The sequence below is a fragment of the Xenorhabdus sp. IM139775 genome (assembly GCF_028598745.1).
Taxonomy (GTDB): domain Bacteria; phylum Pseudomonadota; class Gammaproteobacteria; order Enterobacterales; family Enterobacteriaceae; genus Xenorhabdus.
This window is the reverse complement of sequence record NZ_JAQRFK010000011.1, coordinates 37077-54389: the sequence shown is the minus strand read 5'-3', so window position 1 is coordinate 54389 and position 17313 is coordinate 37077. Positions and strand designations below refer to the sequence as shown.

General features: G+C 44.4%; 19 protein-coding genes and 1 pseudogene. 11 read left to right on the top strand and 9 right to left on the bottom strand.

Annotation, left to right across the window (positions count from 1 at the left end; all coding sequences use genetic code 11):
* Nucleotides 1-141 precede the first annotated feature (141 nt).
* From PSI17_RS04230 to PSI17_RS04210, 5 genes are all read left to right on the top strand, one after another.
* Entirely contained in the window at nt 142-1101 is a 960-nt protein-coding gene (locus tag PSI17_RS04230; protein WP_273550769.1) for a polysaccharide deacetylase family protein, read from the top strand.
* A gap of 226 nt (nt 1102-1327) precedes the next feature.
* Entirely contained in the window at nt 1328-1693 is a 366-nt protein-coding gene (locus PSI17_RS04225) for a hypothetical protein (RefSeq protein ID WP_273550768.1), read from the top strand.
* A gap of 36 nt (nt 1694-1729) precedes the next feature.
* On the top strand, nt 1730-2167 hold the full coding sequence (locus tag PSI17_RS04220; RefSeq protein ID WP_273550767.1) for a helix-turn-helix domain-containing protein: 438 nt from the start codon (nt 1730-1732) through the stop codon (nt 2165-2167).
* Nucleotides 2168-2207: 40 nt separating this feature from the next.
* Nucleotides 2208-2732 (top strand): IS630 family transposase, encoded by a 525-nt coding sequence (locus PSI17_RS04215; RefSeq protein WP_273550766.1) that lies wholly within the window; start codon nt 2208-2210, stop codon nt 2730-2732.
* A 285-nt stretch (nt 2733-3017) separates the two neighbouring features.
* Complete coding sequence (locus PSI17_RS04210; protein ID WP_273550765.1) at nt 3018-3905, top strand: GNAT family N-acetyltransferase; 888 nt, start codon at nt 3018-3020, stop codon at nt 3903-3905.
* Here PSI17_RS04210 and rfaC read toward each other — a convergent pair.
* Genes rfaC through rfaD form a run of 3 tightly spaced genes read right to left on the bottom strand, consistent with a single transcriptional unit; the run spans nt 3879 to nt 6862 of the window.
* Nucleotides 3879-4862, bottom strand: a complete 984-nt coding sequence (gene rfaC, locus PSI17_RS04205; RefSeq protein WP_273550764.1) for a lipopolysaccharide heptosyltransferase RfaC — start codon at nt 4860-4862, stop codon at nt 3879-3881. The genes PSI17_RS04210 and rfaC overlap by 27 nt on opposite strands.
* Nucleotides 4862-5914: an ADP-heptose--LPS heptosyltransferase RfaF gene (rfaF, locus tag PSI17_RS04200; protein WP_273550763.1), complete on the bottom strand. Its 1053-nt coding sequence runs from the start codon at nt 5912-5914 to the stop codon at nt 4862-4864. Before rfaF ends, rfaC begins: the two co-directional genes overlap by 1 nt.
* Before the next feature lie 9 nt (nt 5915-5923).
* Nucleotides 5924-6862: an ADP-glyceromanno-heptose 6-epimerase gene (gene rfaD / locus PSI17_RS04195; protein ID WP_273550762.1), complete on the bottom strand. Its 939-nt coding sequence runs from the start codon at nt 6860-6862 to the stop codon at nt 5924-5926.
* Between the two features lie 262 nt (nt 6863-7124).
* Between rfaD and PSI17_RS04190 the strand changes: the two genes are divergently transcribed.
* Together PSI17_RS04190 and tdh are read left to right on the top strand one after the other, a co-directional pair.
* Complete coding sequence (locus tag PSI17_RS04190; protein WP_273550761.1) at nt 7125-8321, top strand: glycine C-acetyltransferase; 1197 nt, start codon at nt 7125-7127, stop codon at nt 8319-8321.
* A 9-nt stretch (nt 8322-8330) separates the two neighbouring features.
* Nucleotides 8331-9356: an L-threonine 3-dehydrogenase gene (tdh, locus tag PSI17_RS04185; RefSeq protein WP_273550760.1), complete on the top strand. Its 1026-nt coding sequence runs from the start codon at nt 8331-8333 to the stop codon at nt 9354-9356.
* Here tdh and PSI17_RS04180 read toward each other — a convergent pair.
* The 5 genes and pseudogenes from PSI17_RS04180 to PSI17_RS04160 form a co-directional block, all read right to left on the bottom strand.
* Nucleotides 9337-10308 carry a divergent polysaccharide deacetylase family protein gene (locus tag PSI17_RS04180; RefSeq protein WP_443255996.1) on the bottom strand — a complete coding sequence of 324 codons (972 nt, stop codon included), beginning with the start codon at nt 10306-10308 and terminating at the stop codon, nt 9337-9339. The two genes, tdh and PSI17_RS04180, sit on opposite strands and share 20 nt — an antisense overlap.
* Nucleotide 10309: 1 nt before the next feature.
* Nucleotides 10310-11623 (bottom strand): murein hydrolase activator EnvC, encoded by a 1314-nt coding sequence (envC, locus tag PSI17_RS04175; protein ID WP_273550759.1) that lies wholly within the window; start codon nt 11621-11623, stop codon nt 10310-10312.
* A gap of 123 nt (nt 11624-11746) precedes the next feature.
* Nucleotides 11747-11938 (bottom strand): annotated as a pseudogene (locus tag PSI17_RS04170) (DNA-binding protein); the annotation flags it as partial.
* Complete coding sequence (locus PSI17_RS04165) at nt 11919-13178, bottom strand: type II toxin-antitoxin system HipA family toxin (RefSeq protein ID WP_273550758.1); 1260 nt, start codon at nt 13176-13178, stop codon at nt 11919-11921. The gene PSI17_RS04165 and the pseudogene PSI17_RS04170, both read right to left, overlap by 20 nt.
* Nucleotides 13175-13471: a helix-turn-helix domain-containing protein gene (locus PSI17_RS04160; RefSeq protein ID WP_273550757.1), complete on the bottom strand. Its 297-nt coding sequence runs from the start codon at nt 13469-13471 to the stop codon at nt 13175-13177. Before PSI17_RS04160 ends, PSI17_RS04165 begins: the two co-directional genes overlap by 4 nt.
* 417 nt (nt 13472-13888) lie before the next feature.
* Between PSI17_RS04160 and PSI17_RS04155 the strand changes: the two genes are divergently transcribed.
* The 4 genes from PSI17_RS04155 (at nt 13889) to cysE (ending at nt 16733) form a co-directional block, all read left to right on the top strand.
* Nucleotides 13889-14326, top strand: coding sequence for a rhodanese-like domain-containing protein (locus tag PSI17_RS04155; RefSeq protein ID WP_273550756.1), 438 nt, complete (start codon nt 13889-13891; stop codon nt 14324-14326).
* A gap of 76 nt (nt 14327-14402) precedes the next feature.
* On the top strand, nt 14403-14873 hold the full coding sequence (gene secB, locus PSI17_RS04150) for a protein-export chaperone SecB (protein WP_273550755.1): 471 nt from the start codon (nt 14403-14405) through the stop codon (nt 14871-14873).
* Nucleotides 14873-15892, top strand: a complete 1020-nt coding sequence (gene gpsA, locus PSI17_RS04145; protein ID WP_273550754.1) for an NAD(P)H-dependent glycerol-3-phosphate dehydrogenase — start codon at nt 14873-14875, stop codon at nt 15890-15892. Before secB ends, gpsA begins: the two co-directional genes overlap by 1 nt.
* Before the next feature lie 19 nt (nt 15893-15911).
* On the top strand, nt 15912-16733 hold the full coding sequence (cysE, locus tag PSI17_RS04140) for a serine O-acetyltransferase (RefSeq protein WP_273550753.1): 822 nt from the start codon (nt 15912-15914) through the stop codon (nt 16731-16733).
* Between the two features lie 75 nt (nt 16734-16808).
* On the opposite strand, the gene trmL is transcribed toward cysE, so the two are convergent.
* Nucleotides 16809-17312: a tRNA (uridine(34)/cytosine(34)/5-carboxymethylaminomethyluridine(34)-2'-O)-methyltransferase TrmL gene (gene trmL / locus PSI17_RS04135; RefSeq protein WP_273550752.1), complete on the bottom strand. Its 504-nt coding sequence runs from the start codon at nt 17310-17312 to the stop codon at nt 16809-16811.
* Nucleotide 17313: the final 1 nt, after the last annotated feature.

Sequence of the window (17313 nt, the reverse complement as noted above, 5' to 3'; positions counted from 1 at the left end):
GTTAGAGTACTTGAACCATTTTATAGCTGAGGTAGTCAAAAGTGTTAATCTTACTCATAATCGAGTAAATTGCGTTGTCTGTTTCCATTGAGTAATATTGGTTCATCTTTTATCTTTAGTCCTACGTTAGGTGAACTTTTTATGACTAAACCTGCATTTATCATCACAATTGATACTGAAGGGGATAATCTGTGGCAAAACAGTGAGCAAATATCCACCGAAAATACGCAGTATTTGCCACGATTTCAAAGCTTATGTGAGTGTTTTGGATTCAAACCTGTTTGGCTAACCAACTTTGAGATGGCAATGGATGATAGCTATATCGAATTTGCTAAGGATGTGGTAGCCAGAAATACGGCTGAAATTGGTATGCATTTGCATGCTTGGAATAGTCCCCCTATTGTTCCTCTCACTGATGACGATATGCGTTATAAGCCGTATCTTATTGAGTATCCTAAAGATCAGATCAAAGCCAAAATTGATTTGATGACTAATCTTTTGGAAGATAAGCTGCAAACTAAGATGTTGAGTCATCGTGCTGGTCGTTGGGCATTTAACGAATATTATGCACGATTGCTGGTTGAGTATGGGTATCAAGTGGATTGCTCTGTGACACCAAAAGTTAACTGGCTGTTTACCAAAGGTAATCCTCATGGCAATGGCGGAACAGATTATCGCCATTTTCCAACTCATGCTTATTTTATGGACGTGCAGGATATTGCCAAAGAAGGCGATTCTTCATTATTGCAAGTACCGATGAGTATTCAATATAAGCACTCTGCGATGATGAACTTCGTTAAGCAGAAATATGATCGATTAAGAGGAAAACAGCGTTCTCCATCGGTTAACTGGTTGCGACCAAAGGGTGGAAATTTGGCGCAGATGAAAACAGTTGTTCAGCAAACTTTAGCGAATGGCAGTGATTATGTTGAGTTTATGTTACATTCTTCTGAATTTATGCCGGGAGGAAGTCCAACATTTAAAAATGAAGCACAGATTGAACAGCTTTATAGCGATTTGGAAGGGTTGTTTGAATTTTTACAGCCATTGGTGAAAGGGATGACGTTGGCTGAGTATTATAGATTGAAGTGTAAACAATGAATACTTTTATATACCCTCTATTGGAGGGCTATTTATTCAGTAACATAAGAGAAATTATTCTTCATAGACGAGTGTGTTAGCTATGGAATATATCTTTCTTAATAGAGTGAAAATTATATTAAAAATAACTTAATATAGTATATTGGAGGTTTTTTATATTCAGAATGTAATATTGGATGAATAAAAATTCATATGCTGGAAAGAATTATTAATTGTGGAATGATTTATGGAAAATAAAAAATTTGCAACGTTGAGATCTTGGAATCGTAAAATAAATTATTTTATGAAAGGTGTAAGATATTATGCAAGGTTATTTATTGCTAAATTACTTTGGGATAAAAAGGGAAAAAAATCTCTTGATGTTGATACTATAAAAACAGTATTAATATTACGCAATGAAGGGAAAATAGGTGATATGATAGTTGATACTATCTTAATAAGAGAATTAAATAAATCAGGTTATCAAGTTGATGTTTTGGGAACTAAAACTAACAGTGCAATATTAAAATATAATCCTTATGTTAGAAATGGTTATCTTGCTGAAGATGTTGATATAAGTAAACCCATGAAACTATCTGCACTTTCGTTATAATGGGTCATCTAATCCACTTATTGACCGCGTTGACTAATGAAATCAAAGATAGTGCTTTCTGAGCCTGAACGAATTACGTTGCAACAACTCGCCCTGAATCACCAACATCGGGACATCCGTACACGAGGCACAGGGTTGCTCATGCTGAGTCGGGGGTTAAAACCGCGCCAGATCGCGTCTGAAACCGGGTGTAGTGTCCGGGTTATCTATAACTGGGTTCACACATGGCATGACTTCGGTATCGCGGGTCTGTTGGGGGGGCATGTCGGAGGTCGGTATCCCGCGATGACACCTGAAATGATCGCCACCGCCGTTGAAGTCGCTTGTGCGGAGTCTCTGACGCTGGCGCGGATAGCTCAACGGGTTGAGGAAAAACACGGTCCTCTGCCCTGCACGCTTGAAACGCTGTCAAGGACGCTGAAAAAACAGGGGATCACCTATAAACGTGCCCGTTTGTCATTAAAAAAAACGTGATGAAACGGAATTTGCTGAAAAATCCGCCTTACTGGACAAAATGAAAGCCGGGGCCCAGGCCGGCCGCTACCGTCTGGTCTATTTTGATGAAGCGGGTTTTTCCGCGTCGCCTCCGGTGCAATATGGCTGGAGTCCACGGGGCAAACCCCATGAAGCTGAGCCGCTAAATCATGGCAGACGCTCGGTGCTTGGTGCCCTGAATTACACGGATAACAGTCTGTTTTATCAGATAATATCAGGCAGTGTCACGCGAGCTAAGGTGATAAATTTTTTGACACAGGTGGCAAAGCAGGGGGACTCTCGACTGACATTTGTCGTGCTGGATAATGCCCGTATCCATCATAACCCTGAGGCAAAAACCGAAGAGAGGTGGTTACGGGAACATAATCTGTTTTTACTTTACCTCCCGGCGTATAGCCCTGAGCTGAATCTGATTGAAATCGTCTGGAAACAGGCCAAATATCACTGGCGGCGATTTATGAGCTGGACTCAAGAGACGATGGAAGAAGAAATCAATGCATTGTTGGGCGGTTATGGTGAAAAATATGCAATTAATTTTTCTTAATTACTTATCTCAGTTTTAGCAAATTACCCCAGTATGTTTTTTATTGACTTATTGGGGATGTAAAAATTCATTCTTATGATATTATATGGCCTTAAGTTTTATTGTTATAAAATATACAATGAGTATAATAAAAATACATTGAATAATTGTTAGTTTTCTAATTATGAATATCTTATTCATTATATAGATAGATTAACTTTATTGTTATATTGTTTATCAGTATCTTGTAACGTCATTTTTAATGATTTATTTATCAAGTTTAGTTTTTTAATGGAGATATCTTCTATGGAAACTGCAAAAGTGTTTTTTTCAGGATGGAAAGCATGCAGTTTTGAGCAGTATAAAGAAGCTCATGCCCTTTTTGGTGGATGTACATCAACACACCCCAATATTGTATCTTTTTTGGATAAGCGCCTTGCTGGGCAGTTTTGCTTTTATATTAAAAAAACAGGATCTGGCGTTAAAGGTGCTTGTTTTTCCTTGAAAAACAAAAAATTAATTGAAGAAGGGCAAATTAGATATCCAATTCCATATGATGAGCTTGTTTTCCCTATTGCCGAAGATGCAAAAATATTTTTACCTGTAAAATCAAAGAGATTATCTCCAATTCACAAAAGTAATTTTATCAATACCAGTTTTAACTCCCGATTGAACAAACGAAAAGTTTGTCTAATCAAAGATAGTTTTTCTTACAAAACCCGTCGTAATCGCAGCAATGAAATTAATAAATTCAAGCGTGCGGGGGGAGAAATTCGTTCCTCAAATGAATTTAGTGCAGAAGAATTGGTAGATATTTATATCGATCTGTATCAGAAACGTTGGAATTACTGCCATTCTGAGGAGCAAAAAAAACATTTGATTGAAATATATACTGAGCTTCGTGAGCATATATTTGGCAGCGTGTTATTGATTAATGGTAAACCTTGTGCCTACGATTTTGTTCTGTGGGCGGATAGCCCCAAATGGATTTCCTTTGATGCCATAAATGGGGGTTATGATCCTGAACATGCTCATCTTAGTGTTGGTAGTATCTTGATGTGGGTGAATACCCAAGAAGCAAAAGCGCTGTGTCAGCAGGCAGACAAAACTATGCGTTACTCTCTGGGTAATCCTACTTTTGAATACAAAAATCGCTGGTGTGAAATATTACCATTGGGCAAAGTGCTTTTTTAATATGTTTTCCAAAAGCAACATAACCTCCAAAGGCGTAATACCCTGCATCGTATTATCCACCGATTTCAGGGGATGTTGCTCTTTCCCGTACCCGCCAATCAAACCCGGATCCGTCGGCCCAAATAGCGTAATATTGGGTCGATCAAGTGCCGCTGTAAGGTGGCTTAATCCTGTATCAACTGAAACCACCGCTTTTGCTTCCGCCAGAACGTGTGCGATTTCAGCAAGTGTCAGTTTCGGCAGTACATCAACATGAGAAAACCCCTCAGCTAACCTGAGTGCCCGCAGGTGTTCATGTTCTGCACCCCAAGGCAGTCTGATACGCAGGCCAGTGGGTTCGATATCTGCGATAAGTTGCCGCCAGTGATTTTCAGGCCAATGTTTCTCGTCGCGCGTGGTTGCATGGAGGAAAACCAGATAGTTATTCAGGTTATGACGTTCCTCACGCAAAAAATGGCACGCAATAGCATAATCACCTTGTTCCGGCGGTTTTTCATAGCCCAAACTATCCGCAAATAAAGCTCGAATGCGTTCAACCGCATGCTGCTGTTTGCTGACAGAGTGGCAATGGTCGTAGAAGAAGCTGGCGACGGGTTCACGGACGCTTTTTCTATCGTAACCATGCTTTGGGCCAGAGGCCAAGCGAGTGACCAGAAAAGCACTTTTTAACAGGCCTTGGGTGTCAATGATGGCGTCATATTGGTGCTGTTGCAGTTGTTGCCTGAATCGGGCTCGTTCTTCACGAATATCTTTCCTGAACCAATTTTTTCGCCAACGGCGGATCGCCACGGGGATCACATTTTTGACCGCATTGTGCCAGGTTGGAATTTGCGCAAATCCTTCTTCCACAACCCAATCAAATTGGATATCAGGAAAATGCTTTTTCGCATCGGTTAATGCCGGCAGAGTATGTAATACATCCCCCATTGAAGATGTTTTTACCAATAAAACACGCATTAATTTTGGTTCTCCGCCTGTAGCAGTTTCTCTAATGAAGCTAAAACCCTTGCAGGTTGAATATCAATCAGGCTTTGGTGATAACCACCGTCACTGTCACCTTTTCGGACTTTATGATAGCCGGTGATCAGGCGGATCACTTCAGCTTTATCTGAGAGAGGAGGCGTAAAATCCGGGCTACTGGGGCCATATAATGCCACTAAAGGACGGTTTAAGGCGGCGGCCACATGCATCAAACCTGAATCGTTGGTGACGACAGCATCACAGGCCGCAATGAGATTGACGGCTTGCTCAAGTGACGTTTTCCCGGCCAAATTAAGGCAATCTTCGCGGGCATCATCGCTTAAAAGGGCACGAATATCTTCACCCGCCTGACTATCTTTGGCAGAGCCAAACAGCAAAACCTGATAACCTTTTTGGCTGATTAACTGCTCGGCGAGGGCGGCATAGTGATAATGTGGCCAGCGTTTGGCCGGGCCGAATTCGGCACCGGGGCAGAAGCCAATAATCGGGCGGTGATCAGCAATATTAAAGGCTGAGGTTGATTCCGCAATATCTTCGTCACCGACACTCAGTCGCGGCCATAACAAAGGTTGTGGAAGTTCATCAGCGTTACGCAGGTTTTTCCCTTCATAGGCGAGAGCGGCATAGCGTTGAACCATCAGTGGAAAAGCACGCTTATTCAGGACCCGGAGATCATTCAGTAACCCGTAACGCATTTCGCCGCGCCAGCCTGTACGCAGCGGGATATTGGCGAAGAAAGGCACCAGCGCAGATTTGAATGAGTTAGGCAAGACATAGGCACGATCGTATCTATTTTCCCGTAATGCGAGACCGAGGCGTCGGCGCTCACCCAAAGCAAGCGCGCCATGACCCAGCGGCATCGCTATTGCCTGATTTACTTCCGGCATTTTTGCCAATAATGGGCGGCACCATGCCGGTGCCATTACATCAATTTCTGCATCGGGGTACAAAGCCTTCAAAGTACGGTAGAGGCTTTGTGACATCATCATGTCGCCCACCCATGATGGGCCGATCACCAATATCTTCATAGAGGTCGATTAATTATCCTGATTGAGCCATTGCATATATTCAGCGACACCTTCGGCGACCGTCTTGAACGGTTCTTTATAACCCGCAGCGCGAAGTTTTGTCAGGTCGGCTTGCGTGAAACTCTGATAACGGCCTTTTAATTTTTCCGGAAAATCGATGTATTCCACAGCGGGGGATTTTTCTTGATGGAATCCAGTTACTGCATCTGCCACCACCTGAAAAGATTCAGCGCGGCCTGTTCCGCAGTTAAAAATGCCGGAAACGCCATTTTTCCAGAACCACAGATTAACTGCGGCAACATCACCGACATAGATAAAATCGCGGCAGAAATTTTCGCTGCCGGCAAATAATTTCGGATTTTGTCCCTGATGAATCTGGTCGTTTAAATGATAGGCAACGCTGGCCATACTGCCTTTATGCCCTTCGCGCGGCCCGTAAACATTGAAATAACGGAAGCCACAAACTTGAGAATCCGCGTGAGGCAGAATATCACGCACATACTGGTCAAACAGGAACTTAGAGTAGCCATAAACATTGAGCGGCTTTTCATACTGACGCTCTTCAATGAAATTGTCACTGCGGCCACCATAAGTTGCAGCAGAAGAGGCATACAGGAACGGGATTTGACGCTCAATGCAATAATGCAGGATATCTTTGGAGTACTGATAATTGTTGTCCATCATATACTTACCATCCCATTCTGTGGTGGATGAGCAAGCACCTTCATGGAAAATGGCATCAATGTCACCTAATTCATCACCCGCAACAATGCTGGCGACGAAATCTTCCTTATCCATGTAATCGGTGATATCCAAATCAACCAAATTGACAAACTTTGTGCCGTCTTTCAGGTTATCAACAACCAGAATATCCTTATAGCCTTCGTCATTCAGTGCCTTGACAATGTTGCTGCCAATAAACCCTGCGCCACCAGTGACAATAATCATTTGGCTCACCTCTAAATAGTCAGTTCACTTGCTACCCAGATTTCATCTATTGGGTAGATGTTTGCTGCGTATAATAGCACTTAACCCTACTGACGACAGCAGCTTAAACAGCGGAATATCCTGAAATCTTGCAGCATGTCAGGCGCTAAGGCGTGATCCGCTTTACAAAGTTGCTATTCTCTTTCTGGTTGTGTCGTCACTGGCCGAATCTATCAGTAAAATACAGGCGCCTTTCACTTATTTAGGGAATCAGGAGAGAAAAATGTCAGCATCGTTTTATCAGAAAATTAATGAGCAGTTGGAGCAAACCCGTTCAGAAGGGTTATTCAAAAATGAGCGTATTATCACTTCTGCCCAAAATGCCAATATTGCGGTTGCTGAGGGTAACCAAGTCATTAATTTTTGTGCCAATAACTATTTAGGTTTGGCGAATCATCCTGACCTGATTGCGGCAGCAAAAACCGGTATGGATAGCCACGGTTTTGGGATGGCATCCGTTCGCTTTATCTGTGGTACGCAAGACGCCCATAAAGAATTAGAGAATAAGATTGCTGAATTTTTGGGGATGGAAGATGCCCTTCTGTACTCCTCATGCTTTGATGCAAACGGCGGACTGTTTGAAACCCTGTTTGGGCCGGAAGATGCCATTATCTCTGATGCCCTGAACCATGCCTCCATTATTGATGGTATCCGTTTATGCAAAGCGAAACGTTACCGCTATGCCAATAACGATATGCAAGAATTAAGGGCACAGTTGGAACAGGCAAAAGCGGAAGGGGCACAAAATATCCTGATCGCAACGGACGGGGTATTTTCAATGGATGGTGTCATTGCTGACCTGAAATCCATCTGTGATTTGGCGGATGAATTTGGTGCGCTGGTCATGGTGGATGATTCCCATGCGGTGGGTTTTGTGGGTCAACAGGGTCGCGGTACCCATGAATACTGTGATGTCATGGGGCGTGTTGACATTATCACCGGTACATTGGGTAAGGCACTGGGGGGGGCATCGGGGGGGTATACTGCGGCGCGTAAAGAAGTTGTTGAGTGGTTGCGCCAGCGTTCACGCCCATATCTGTTCTCCAACTCGTTGGCTCCCGCTATTGTCGCGGCATCAATCAAGGTGCTGGATATGCTGAAAAATGGCGATGATCTGCGTGAGCGTCTCTGGAAAAATGCGGATTTGTTCCGTGAGAAAATGACGGAGGCAGGTTTCACGCTGGCAGGGGCTGACCATGCCATTATCCCTGTTATGTTGGGAGATGCGAAACTGGCACAGGCATTCGCCGCAGAACTCTTGAAAGAAGGTATTTATGTGATTGGGTTCTTCTATCCGGTTGTGCCTAAAGGTCAGGCGCGTATCCGAACCCAGATTTCTGCCGCCCATACTGAAGAACAGATTGAACATGTAGTGGCTGCATTTACACGCATTGGCAAGCAATTGAATGTCATTGCTTAAGGTATCATTATGAAAGCATTATCTAAATTAAAGCCAGAGGAAGGTATCTGGATGACTGATGTGCCCGCGCCAGAACTTGGGCACAACGACGTGATGATTAAAATCCGTAAAACAGCCATTTGTGGGACGGATGTTCACATCTATAACTGGGATGATTGGTCGCAAAAAACGATCCCGGTTCCGATGGTCGTCGGGCATGAATATGTGGGTGAAGTCGTTGCAATGGGTCAGGAGGTAAAAGGGTTTAAGGTGGGTGATCGCGTATCCGGCGAAGGCCATATCACTTGTGGTCACTGTCGTAACTGCCGTGGTGGACGCACCCATTTATGCCGCAATACCACAGGCGTTGGTGTGAACCGTGAAGGTGCCTTTGCTGAATATCTGGTTATTCCCGCCTTTAATGCATTTAAAATTCCCGACAATATTCCCGATGAGCTGGCAGCGATTTTTGATCCCTTCGGCAATGCGGTACATACCGCGCTCTCTTTTGATTTGGTGGGCGAAGATGTACTGGTATCAGGCGCTGGCCCTATCGGGATTATGGCCGCAGCGGTGTGTAAGCATGTCGGTGCCCGGCATGTCGTGATTACCGATGTGAATGAATATCGCCTTGAACTGGCTCGTAAAATGGGCGTGACCCGCGCGGTGAATGTCAGCAAAGAAAAATTGACGGATGTGATGGCCGGTCTGGGCATGACGGAAGGTTTTGATGTCGGTCTAGAGATGTCAGGGGCACCACCGGCTTTCCGTACCTTGCTCGATACGATGAATCACGGCGGACGTATCGCTTTGTTGGGCATTCCTCCCTCTGATATGGCGATAGATTGGAATCAGGTCATCTTTAAGGGATTATTTATCAAGGGCATCTATGGGCGTGAGATGTTCGAAACGTGGTACAAGATGGCGGCTTTAATCCAATCTGGCCTGAATTTGTCCCCGATCATTACACACCAGTTGCCGATTGATGATTACCAGAAAGGCTTTGATATCATGCGATCAGGGCAATCTGGCAAAGTTATCTTAAATTGGGATTAAATGTTATCACAGGTGCCTTGGGGGTTTGGGCACCTGTTTGATTACCCCAAAGTTTCTGCATATATCGGTTTAAAGTATGAAAGAGCGCATTATCAGATAATATCTTTTTTACCCTCTTGAGCGATTCCCATTGAGTTTCCGGCACCGGTTTTGCTTCTTTATGGGGCCTTATGCCGTTGCGCGCAGTTTGATCATCGTTCAACAACATACCGGGGGTGACCAGTTCAATATCATGGGGTAATACCGCAAGTGCTTGCCGCAGGGCACGCATCGTGGTGGGATGCGGGTGTCCAATGGCAACGGCAGAACCTTGCTTGCGGGCGAGGGCGATCGCACGGTTAAGTTGATGCCGTGTTTCGGCTTCGGTTTGAATATTATCTAAAAAAACATTTCGCCGCAGTACCGGAACAGACGTTCCCATTGCGGCTTTGGTGACTTGTGTATTACCAATTGTCACACTGTCCAGAAAATAGAGACGGCTTTGGGATAGCACCTGCATGACCTTTTCCATGCTCCTGAGATTAGAGGTCATGGCGCTGCCCATGTGATTATTCATCCCAACAGCATAAGGCACTTTCTGTATCGCATCTTGCATAATACGGGCAATTTCTTCCCTGCTCATGGCAGGATGGAGGGTATCTTTCTCCAGCGGTTGCTGGCTTAATGGTGCCATTGGCAGGTGGATTAAAATTTCCCGCCCTTGCAGATGAGCCTTTTCCGCTACTTTTTTGCCATACGGAGAATTGGGCAGGATGGCGATCGAAACCGCAACCGGCAGTTGTAATAGCTTATTGTCTTCATTAACACGATAGCCAACATCATCAATGACGATGGCTAAACGCGCCGCTTGCGTATTAAAAGCAAGCAACAATAATGTGAAGGATAACAGTACCCAAAATACCAGTGTGAATGAATTAACCCGCTTTGATAACAGATACTGCATCTTCGCCATCTTACTTTCCTAACCACGGTAATGGGTTAACCGCCCGACCTTGACGGCGGATTTCAAAGTACAGTGAAGGCTGTTGTTGCCCACCGCTGCTGCCAACCAGCGCGATTGGCTGACCTGCCCGAACTTGTTGCCCGACACTGACCAATGTGCTCTGATTGTAACCGTAAATGCTCATATCGCCTTTACCGTGTTCGACCACGACCACCAAACCATAGCCTTGCAGCCAGTCTGCCAGCAATACTCGTCCATCTGAGATTGCCCTGACTTCTGTCCCTTCCGCTGCTGAGATAACCACCCCTTTCCAGCGAAGTTCACCTTGTATCGCCTCGCCAAAGTTATGGATGACACGACCGCGTACCGGCCATATCGCTTGCCCGGCAGGGCGCCCAAGGCCACCCGTCCGGGCCATGAGCGCACGTTCTTCTTCCGTGGGTTTGTAGCTGGCACCTTTTCGTTGTGCTTGTTTCTGTTTCGCGGCAACTTGGGCACGGACGCGAGCCGCTTCGCGTGCTTCCCGTTCAGCGCGCGCCTTGGCTTCCCGTTCCGCTTTTTCAATCTTATTCCTCAACCGGGCTTCATTTTGCCGAAGCTCTGTGAGGCTTTGTTGATCTTTTTTCAAGGAAGATTCGATTGTCGTTAATGTTTTTTTCCGCGCGGTACGGGCAACTTCCATCTTTTGTTTTTGCTGTTTTTGGCTGCTCAGGATCGTTTTCTGTTCGCTCTGTTTTTCCAGTTGTAGTTTTTTTTGCTGGTCAAGTTCTTCGGTTGTTTTTTGCAGGTTGGTGATAGTTTCCTGACGTGCCTGATTCAAGTAACTGTAATAGGCGAGAATACGTTCTTTGCGTTGATTTTCCTGCCCGTTGAGCAATAATTCTAAACCTTGGTGGTTTCCTTGCCGGAACGCTGCATTCAATTGGTTGGCTAGTAATTGACGTTGTTCCTTTTGTTGGGTTTGCAGGTGTTTGATATTGGCATTCAGTGATGAGACTTCGTTGACGAGTTTATTCAGACGAGTTTGTGTCGTGTGCAGGGAACGTCCCACTTCTGAGATAGTACTTTCTTGTTCTTTTAATTGATTAACCAGATCAGTACGTTGTTTTTGTTGCTGTTTGACACTTTTTTCTTTCTCAGCAATATCTTGCTGAAGATCTTTAAGCTGATTTTTATTGTCTGAAATCTGATTGGCGACAGTATTTGCATTGAGGCTGAAAAAGATGAACAACAAAGCAAAGAGATGTAACACTCTGATTTTATTTTGCTTCTTATATTGTTTCTGCCGATGGTTACGGCTCTTTAAATCCTTATTTTCAGCCATCTTATTCAGTACCCTGCTGCGATATTGCGCCTGATTATTCCATGAGGAATTGTCCCTGACCAGAGAACAGCCTGTTTTTTATCATTAATATAAATTTTAGTTAATTTAGAAAAATCCGCCGTAACCGCTCGCTTCTGCAACATGGCGCAATGCCATAAGAAATGCTTCCTGTCCGCCTTCTTCATCCATATCAACAAACACCTGATGTAGATAAGGCTGTGCAAACTCTGGATCTTCACGGAGAAGCTGCACCATTGCATCATCATGTAAATGTGCTTTGCCCGTAATTAGCCCTTCATTTTTCAAAAAAATCATGATCCCGCTCAAGGGTGTTGAAAATCCCTTTACCTGCATCATAAGGGATTTTTAATCTTTTAAATTCATTTTCCCAATTGGATAACGACTCTAGCGTTTGGTCTATATAATCATCTGCTTTGAGATATTTATATTCAGAACAAATTTCTCTAATACGTTTTCTTGTTGCTCTTCCTGTATTATTACCGCCAAATCCTGTTGTATGTTCCCCTAATGCGTTTGAAAAAGTTAAATCATAAGCTGGTGATAATACCCATTCTTTTTCTTCATTATGAAGAAATGCAAAGTTTTTTGTGTGATCATCATAATTATGTGATAACGCATTAAAAATCATTAACCTAGCCACATTCTCCACTTCTTTTGCATTTTTTGTTAATACGTTAGTTAGTTTTAATAAGGTCGGATAGTTCATCGATGGGAATCTGAAGTTAGCATACATAAGTGCAGAAACAGTTATCATGTGAATTTTTTTATTCTGCTGTCTATCAAATCTCTTGGTAGCAAAAAAGTATTCTTCTGTTCCATCAGGCATATCAACATGAAGCAAGGCAGACTCTGCCATATGAACACCAGCAGTTCTGGCCATTTCAGAATATGCAAATTCTATAGCTCCTGTTTCAACAGCTTCATTCAAAGACCTAAATTTTACAATCCAATGTTCATAGCCTTCAGGTATCGAGCCAAAAGCCGTGGTTATATGGCGCTTATCAGGTGACAATGCAACCACGGCTTTTGGTCTAGCTCCGCCAGGTGAGCCTCCCGCTAAACGTAATTTAGATAAAACATTCGAAGTCTCACCTTGCTGAACTTTTATCGACTCTTCAAATAATTCTGAAAAATCAATATACTCCATAACCTCTTTTTTTTCAGTTTCAGGATGATATTCAAGGGCTCCCATACCACGATCACCTATATATGCTAGGCGGTCCAATGCAGTCATAGTTTGACACGCCCCATTGCCAAATTTGCTGTCAAAAAACCTATCCATCAGCAACATTCCCCAACCATCAGGTAATGAATCTGCAAAAGGCCCGTGTAATCCCTCAAAAAGTCGGGGATCTTTGGCTAATTGAGGCTTTCCATTAAAAGCCATAGTCAGAGGTGATGAATTAAACCCTGAAGCTAACCAATTATTATCATAAGTGAAATAAATCCCTTTACCTTGAATCTTGGTAAGCATGCCGACTTTTATACCATTGCACAAAACATCAAGATGCTCTATATGTTTAAATTTGTTCATCTTGTACCCCTCTGACGTTTGGCGTTGTTTAATTCTTCATATGTACTTAGGTATTCAGTCTTAAAAAGATTGGATATGGGATCTAACGCATCTAAATGAGTAGCTAAAAGGATCATTGCCTCTAAAGTGATAGTTCCTTTAGTTTCAAATCTTTTGATCGTGGACTCAGAAACTCCTGACTTTTCGGCTAAAGTTTTTCTGGATAAATTCTTCGATAATCTAAGATTTTTGGCATTTTGACCAATATTAGCAGCTAATTCAGATGGTGAATAAAGCAAATGAATAAAAGACATTACCCCTCCAAATTATAAAATAATAGACCTTATAAGACCCATTAAAGGCTATAAATAGGATTAATAGCTCAAATATGAACAATTATATAAAAATATAATCTAGAGTAGAGTGTGGTGACAACCTCAAAATGCCCCCCTGTTCCCCAATATTAAAACGGGATTAGCCAAAACCGGATCAATCACTTGATCGATATCCGCGCTCGATAGGGCAGCAGGAAATCACTATTACATGAAATATTTCACTGATGCATTACAATCAAGTTGTTCGTGGGGGATTTTAAAATTTTTCTCGAAACTCTCCGCAAAAATGGCACAAATATGCCCGGATGGGTGCTAATTGGCTGTAATTGAGGCAACACACAGGTATACTCTCCACCTTAGATATTTGTTATTAACCAACGGGAGTTGTTGCCCTCCATGCTGCAAGAAATCATGCAATTTATTAGCCGGAACACGATCCTGAGCCTTGCCTGGATTGCACTGCTGGTGGCTGTCATCGTGATGACGGTAAAAAGCGTGTTCTCCAAGAGTAAAGAGATCACCCGTGCTCAGGCCATCCATTTTATTAACAAGGAAAATGCTGTCGTTGTGGACTTACGCTCCCGTGACGATTTCCGCAAAGGGCATATTATTGGTTCCGTTAACCTGACGCCATCTGAGATTAAAGACAATAACTTAGGTGAGTTGGAGAAACATAAAAAACAGCCTGTCATCGTCGTTTCAGCCAATGGGCTGGAATCCAAAACACCGGCGGAAAATCTGGTGCGTTTTGGCTTTGAGCAGGTCTACTCCCTGAAAGAAGGGGTTGCCGGCTGGTCGGGTGAAAATCTGCCATTGGCTCACGGCAAGAAATAACGAACTGAGGTGCAAGCAAGTATGCTTGCATGATTGAAAAGTTTAATAAGGACATCTGAAAAAGGTAAACATCATTATGTCAGAACAAAACAACCCAGAAATGGCTTTCCAGATCCAGCGTATTTACACGAAAGATGTTTCTTTCGAAGCACCAAAAGCGCCGCAGGTTTTCCAGCAGGACTGGCAGCCGGAGGTCAAATTGGATCTGGACACGGCTTCCAGTGAATTGGCTCAGGGCGTTTATGAAGTTGTCCTGCGTGTGACCGTCACGGCGACACTGGGAGAAGAAACGGCGTTTCTGTGTGAAGTTCAGCAGGGGGGTATTTTCTCTATCGATGGCATCGAAGGAACCCAGTTGGCGCACTGCTTAGGCGCATATTGCCCGAACATTCTGTTCCCGTATGCCCGTGAGTGCATCACCAGCCTGGTCGGTCGTGGTACTTTCCCACAATTGAACCTGGCGCCAGTTAACTTTGATGCCCTGTTCATGAACTATCTGCAACAGCAGGCTGAACCCCAGCCTAATGAGGCTGAACAGGAAGCTTAATGAATACTGCTTCTATGACAGTGATCGGTGCCGGCTCATACGGCACCGCCTTAGCCATTACTCTGGCTCGCAATGGGCACCAAGTTGTGCTTTGGGGGCATAACCCTGCGCACGTTAATGCCTTGCAACAAGCGCGTTGTAATCAGACATTTTTACCGGATGTTCCTTTTCCTGATAGCTTACGGCTTGAGGCGGATTTGCAGCGTGCGGTTTCAGCCAGCCGCAATATCCTGATCGTGGTTCCCAGCCATGTTTTCGGTGACGTCTTACAGCAGATAAAACCCCATTTACAACATGACAGCCGGATTGTTTGGGCGACCAAGGGGCTTGAAACTGAAACAGGGCGCTTATTGCAGGATGTAGCCCGTGAGATATTAGGTCATGAAACCCCTTTGGCCGTTGTTTCTGGCCCGACATTCGCCAAAGAACTCGCGGCAGGTTTACCCACAGCAATTGCCGTTTCTGCCACCACCCCTGAATTTGGTGAAGAACTTCAACAATTCTTCCATTGCGGTAAAAGTTTCCGGGTCTACAAAAACCCAGATTTCATAGGCGTACAGCTCGGCGGAGCAATAAAAAATGTTATTGCAATTGGTGCCGGGATCTCTGATGGTATGGGATTCGGCGCTAATGCCCGCACCGCATTGATCACCCGCGGTTTGGCAGAAATGAGCCGCCTTGGGATCGCGTTGGGTGCTGATCCTTCCACCTTTATGGGTATGGCGGGATTAGGCGATTTAGTCCTGACCTGTACCGATAACCAATCCCGTAACCGTCGTTTTGGCATGATGTTGGGGAAAGGCATCGGTGTCGATGAAGCGCAGCGCGAGATCGGACAAGTTGTTGAAGGATATCGCAATACGAAAGAAGTTCGTGCTTTGGCAGCACGAGCGGGTGTTGAAATGCCGATCACAGAACAGATCTACCAGATACTGTACTGCAATAAAAATGTGATTGAGGCTGCCCAAGCATTATTGGGAAGAGCTACCAGAGATGAGGGAGAAGGCTCTCACTCTTAAGTCAAATGGGAACACTGAAATGTCGCGATCAGAACTGAATGAAGTCTGGGAAAATATAAAAAATGAAGCAAGGGCTCTGGCAGATTGTGAACCCATGTTAGCCAGCTTTTTTCACGCGACACTACTCAAGCATAAAAATCTGGGTAGTGCCCTGAGCTATATGCTGGCAAATAAGCTGGCATCACCGATTATGCCTCCTATTGAAGTCAGGGAAGTCGTTGAAAATGCGTACCGCAGTGATCCTAAGATGATTGAATCGGCAGCCTGTGACATCAAAGCGGTTCGCCTGCGCGATCCGGCAGTCGATAAATATTCGACTCCATTGCTCTACCTTAAGGGCTTCCATGCACTACAGGCTTACCGCATTGCACACTGGTTGTGGAAACAAGATCGCAAAGCACTGGCGATTTACCTGCAAAACCAAGTATCAGTTTCATTTGGTGTTGATATCCATCCCGCCGCGGAGATTGGCTGTGGCATCATGCTCGATCACGCAACCGGCATTGTGATTGGTGAAACGGCAATTGTTGAAAACGATGTCTCCATTCTGCAATCCGTCACGCTGGGCGGGACGGGCAAAACAGTGGGAGATCGTCATCCGAAAGTGCGTGAAGGGGTGATGATTGGTGCGGGAGCCAAAATCCTTGGTAATATTGAGATTGGCCGTGGCGCAAAAATTGGGGCAGGGTCGGTTGTATTAAGGCCAGTGCCACCGCATACCACAGTGGCAGGCGTACCGGCAAGGATTGTGGGTAAACCGGAAAGCGAGAAGCCATCACTGGATATGAACCAGCATTTCAATGGCATCAATAATGGATTTGAGAATGGGGATGGGATTTGAAATTCTGTCCTTTTCTTACGAGCATCAATAGATAGGATATTCAGTACGGATTAGGCGCTGAATATCCTATTAATCTTAATCCCGCAATAACGCACCCGGATAACCCAGTTGCCGCCATGCTTCAAACACCACCACAGCAACAGTATTAGAAAGATTCATGCTACGGCTATCCGCCAGCATAGGGATCCTGATTTTCTGTTCAGGTGGCATGTTATCTAACACATAAGACGGCAAACCACGGGTTTCCGGTCCGAACATCAGGTAATCACCATCACGATAACTAACATTACTGTGTGCCGGAGTACCTTTTGTCGTTAAGGCAAACAGGCGCGCTCCGGAAGGGGATTGCGAATTGACTGAACTAAGCCCTTCACTTTCCAAGAATGCGTTGTAATCGTGGTGCTGCCTGATATTGGCGAATTCGTGGTAATCCAGCCCAGCGCGACGCAGGCGTTTATCGTCCCATGTGAAACCCAAAGGTTGAATGAGATGAAGCTGACAGCCTGTGTTGGCGCAAAGACGGATGATATTGCCTGTGTTAGGCGGAATTTCTGGTTCGAATAGGACGATGTTTAGCATG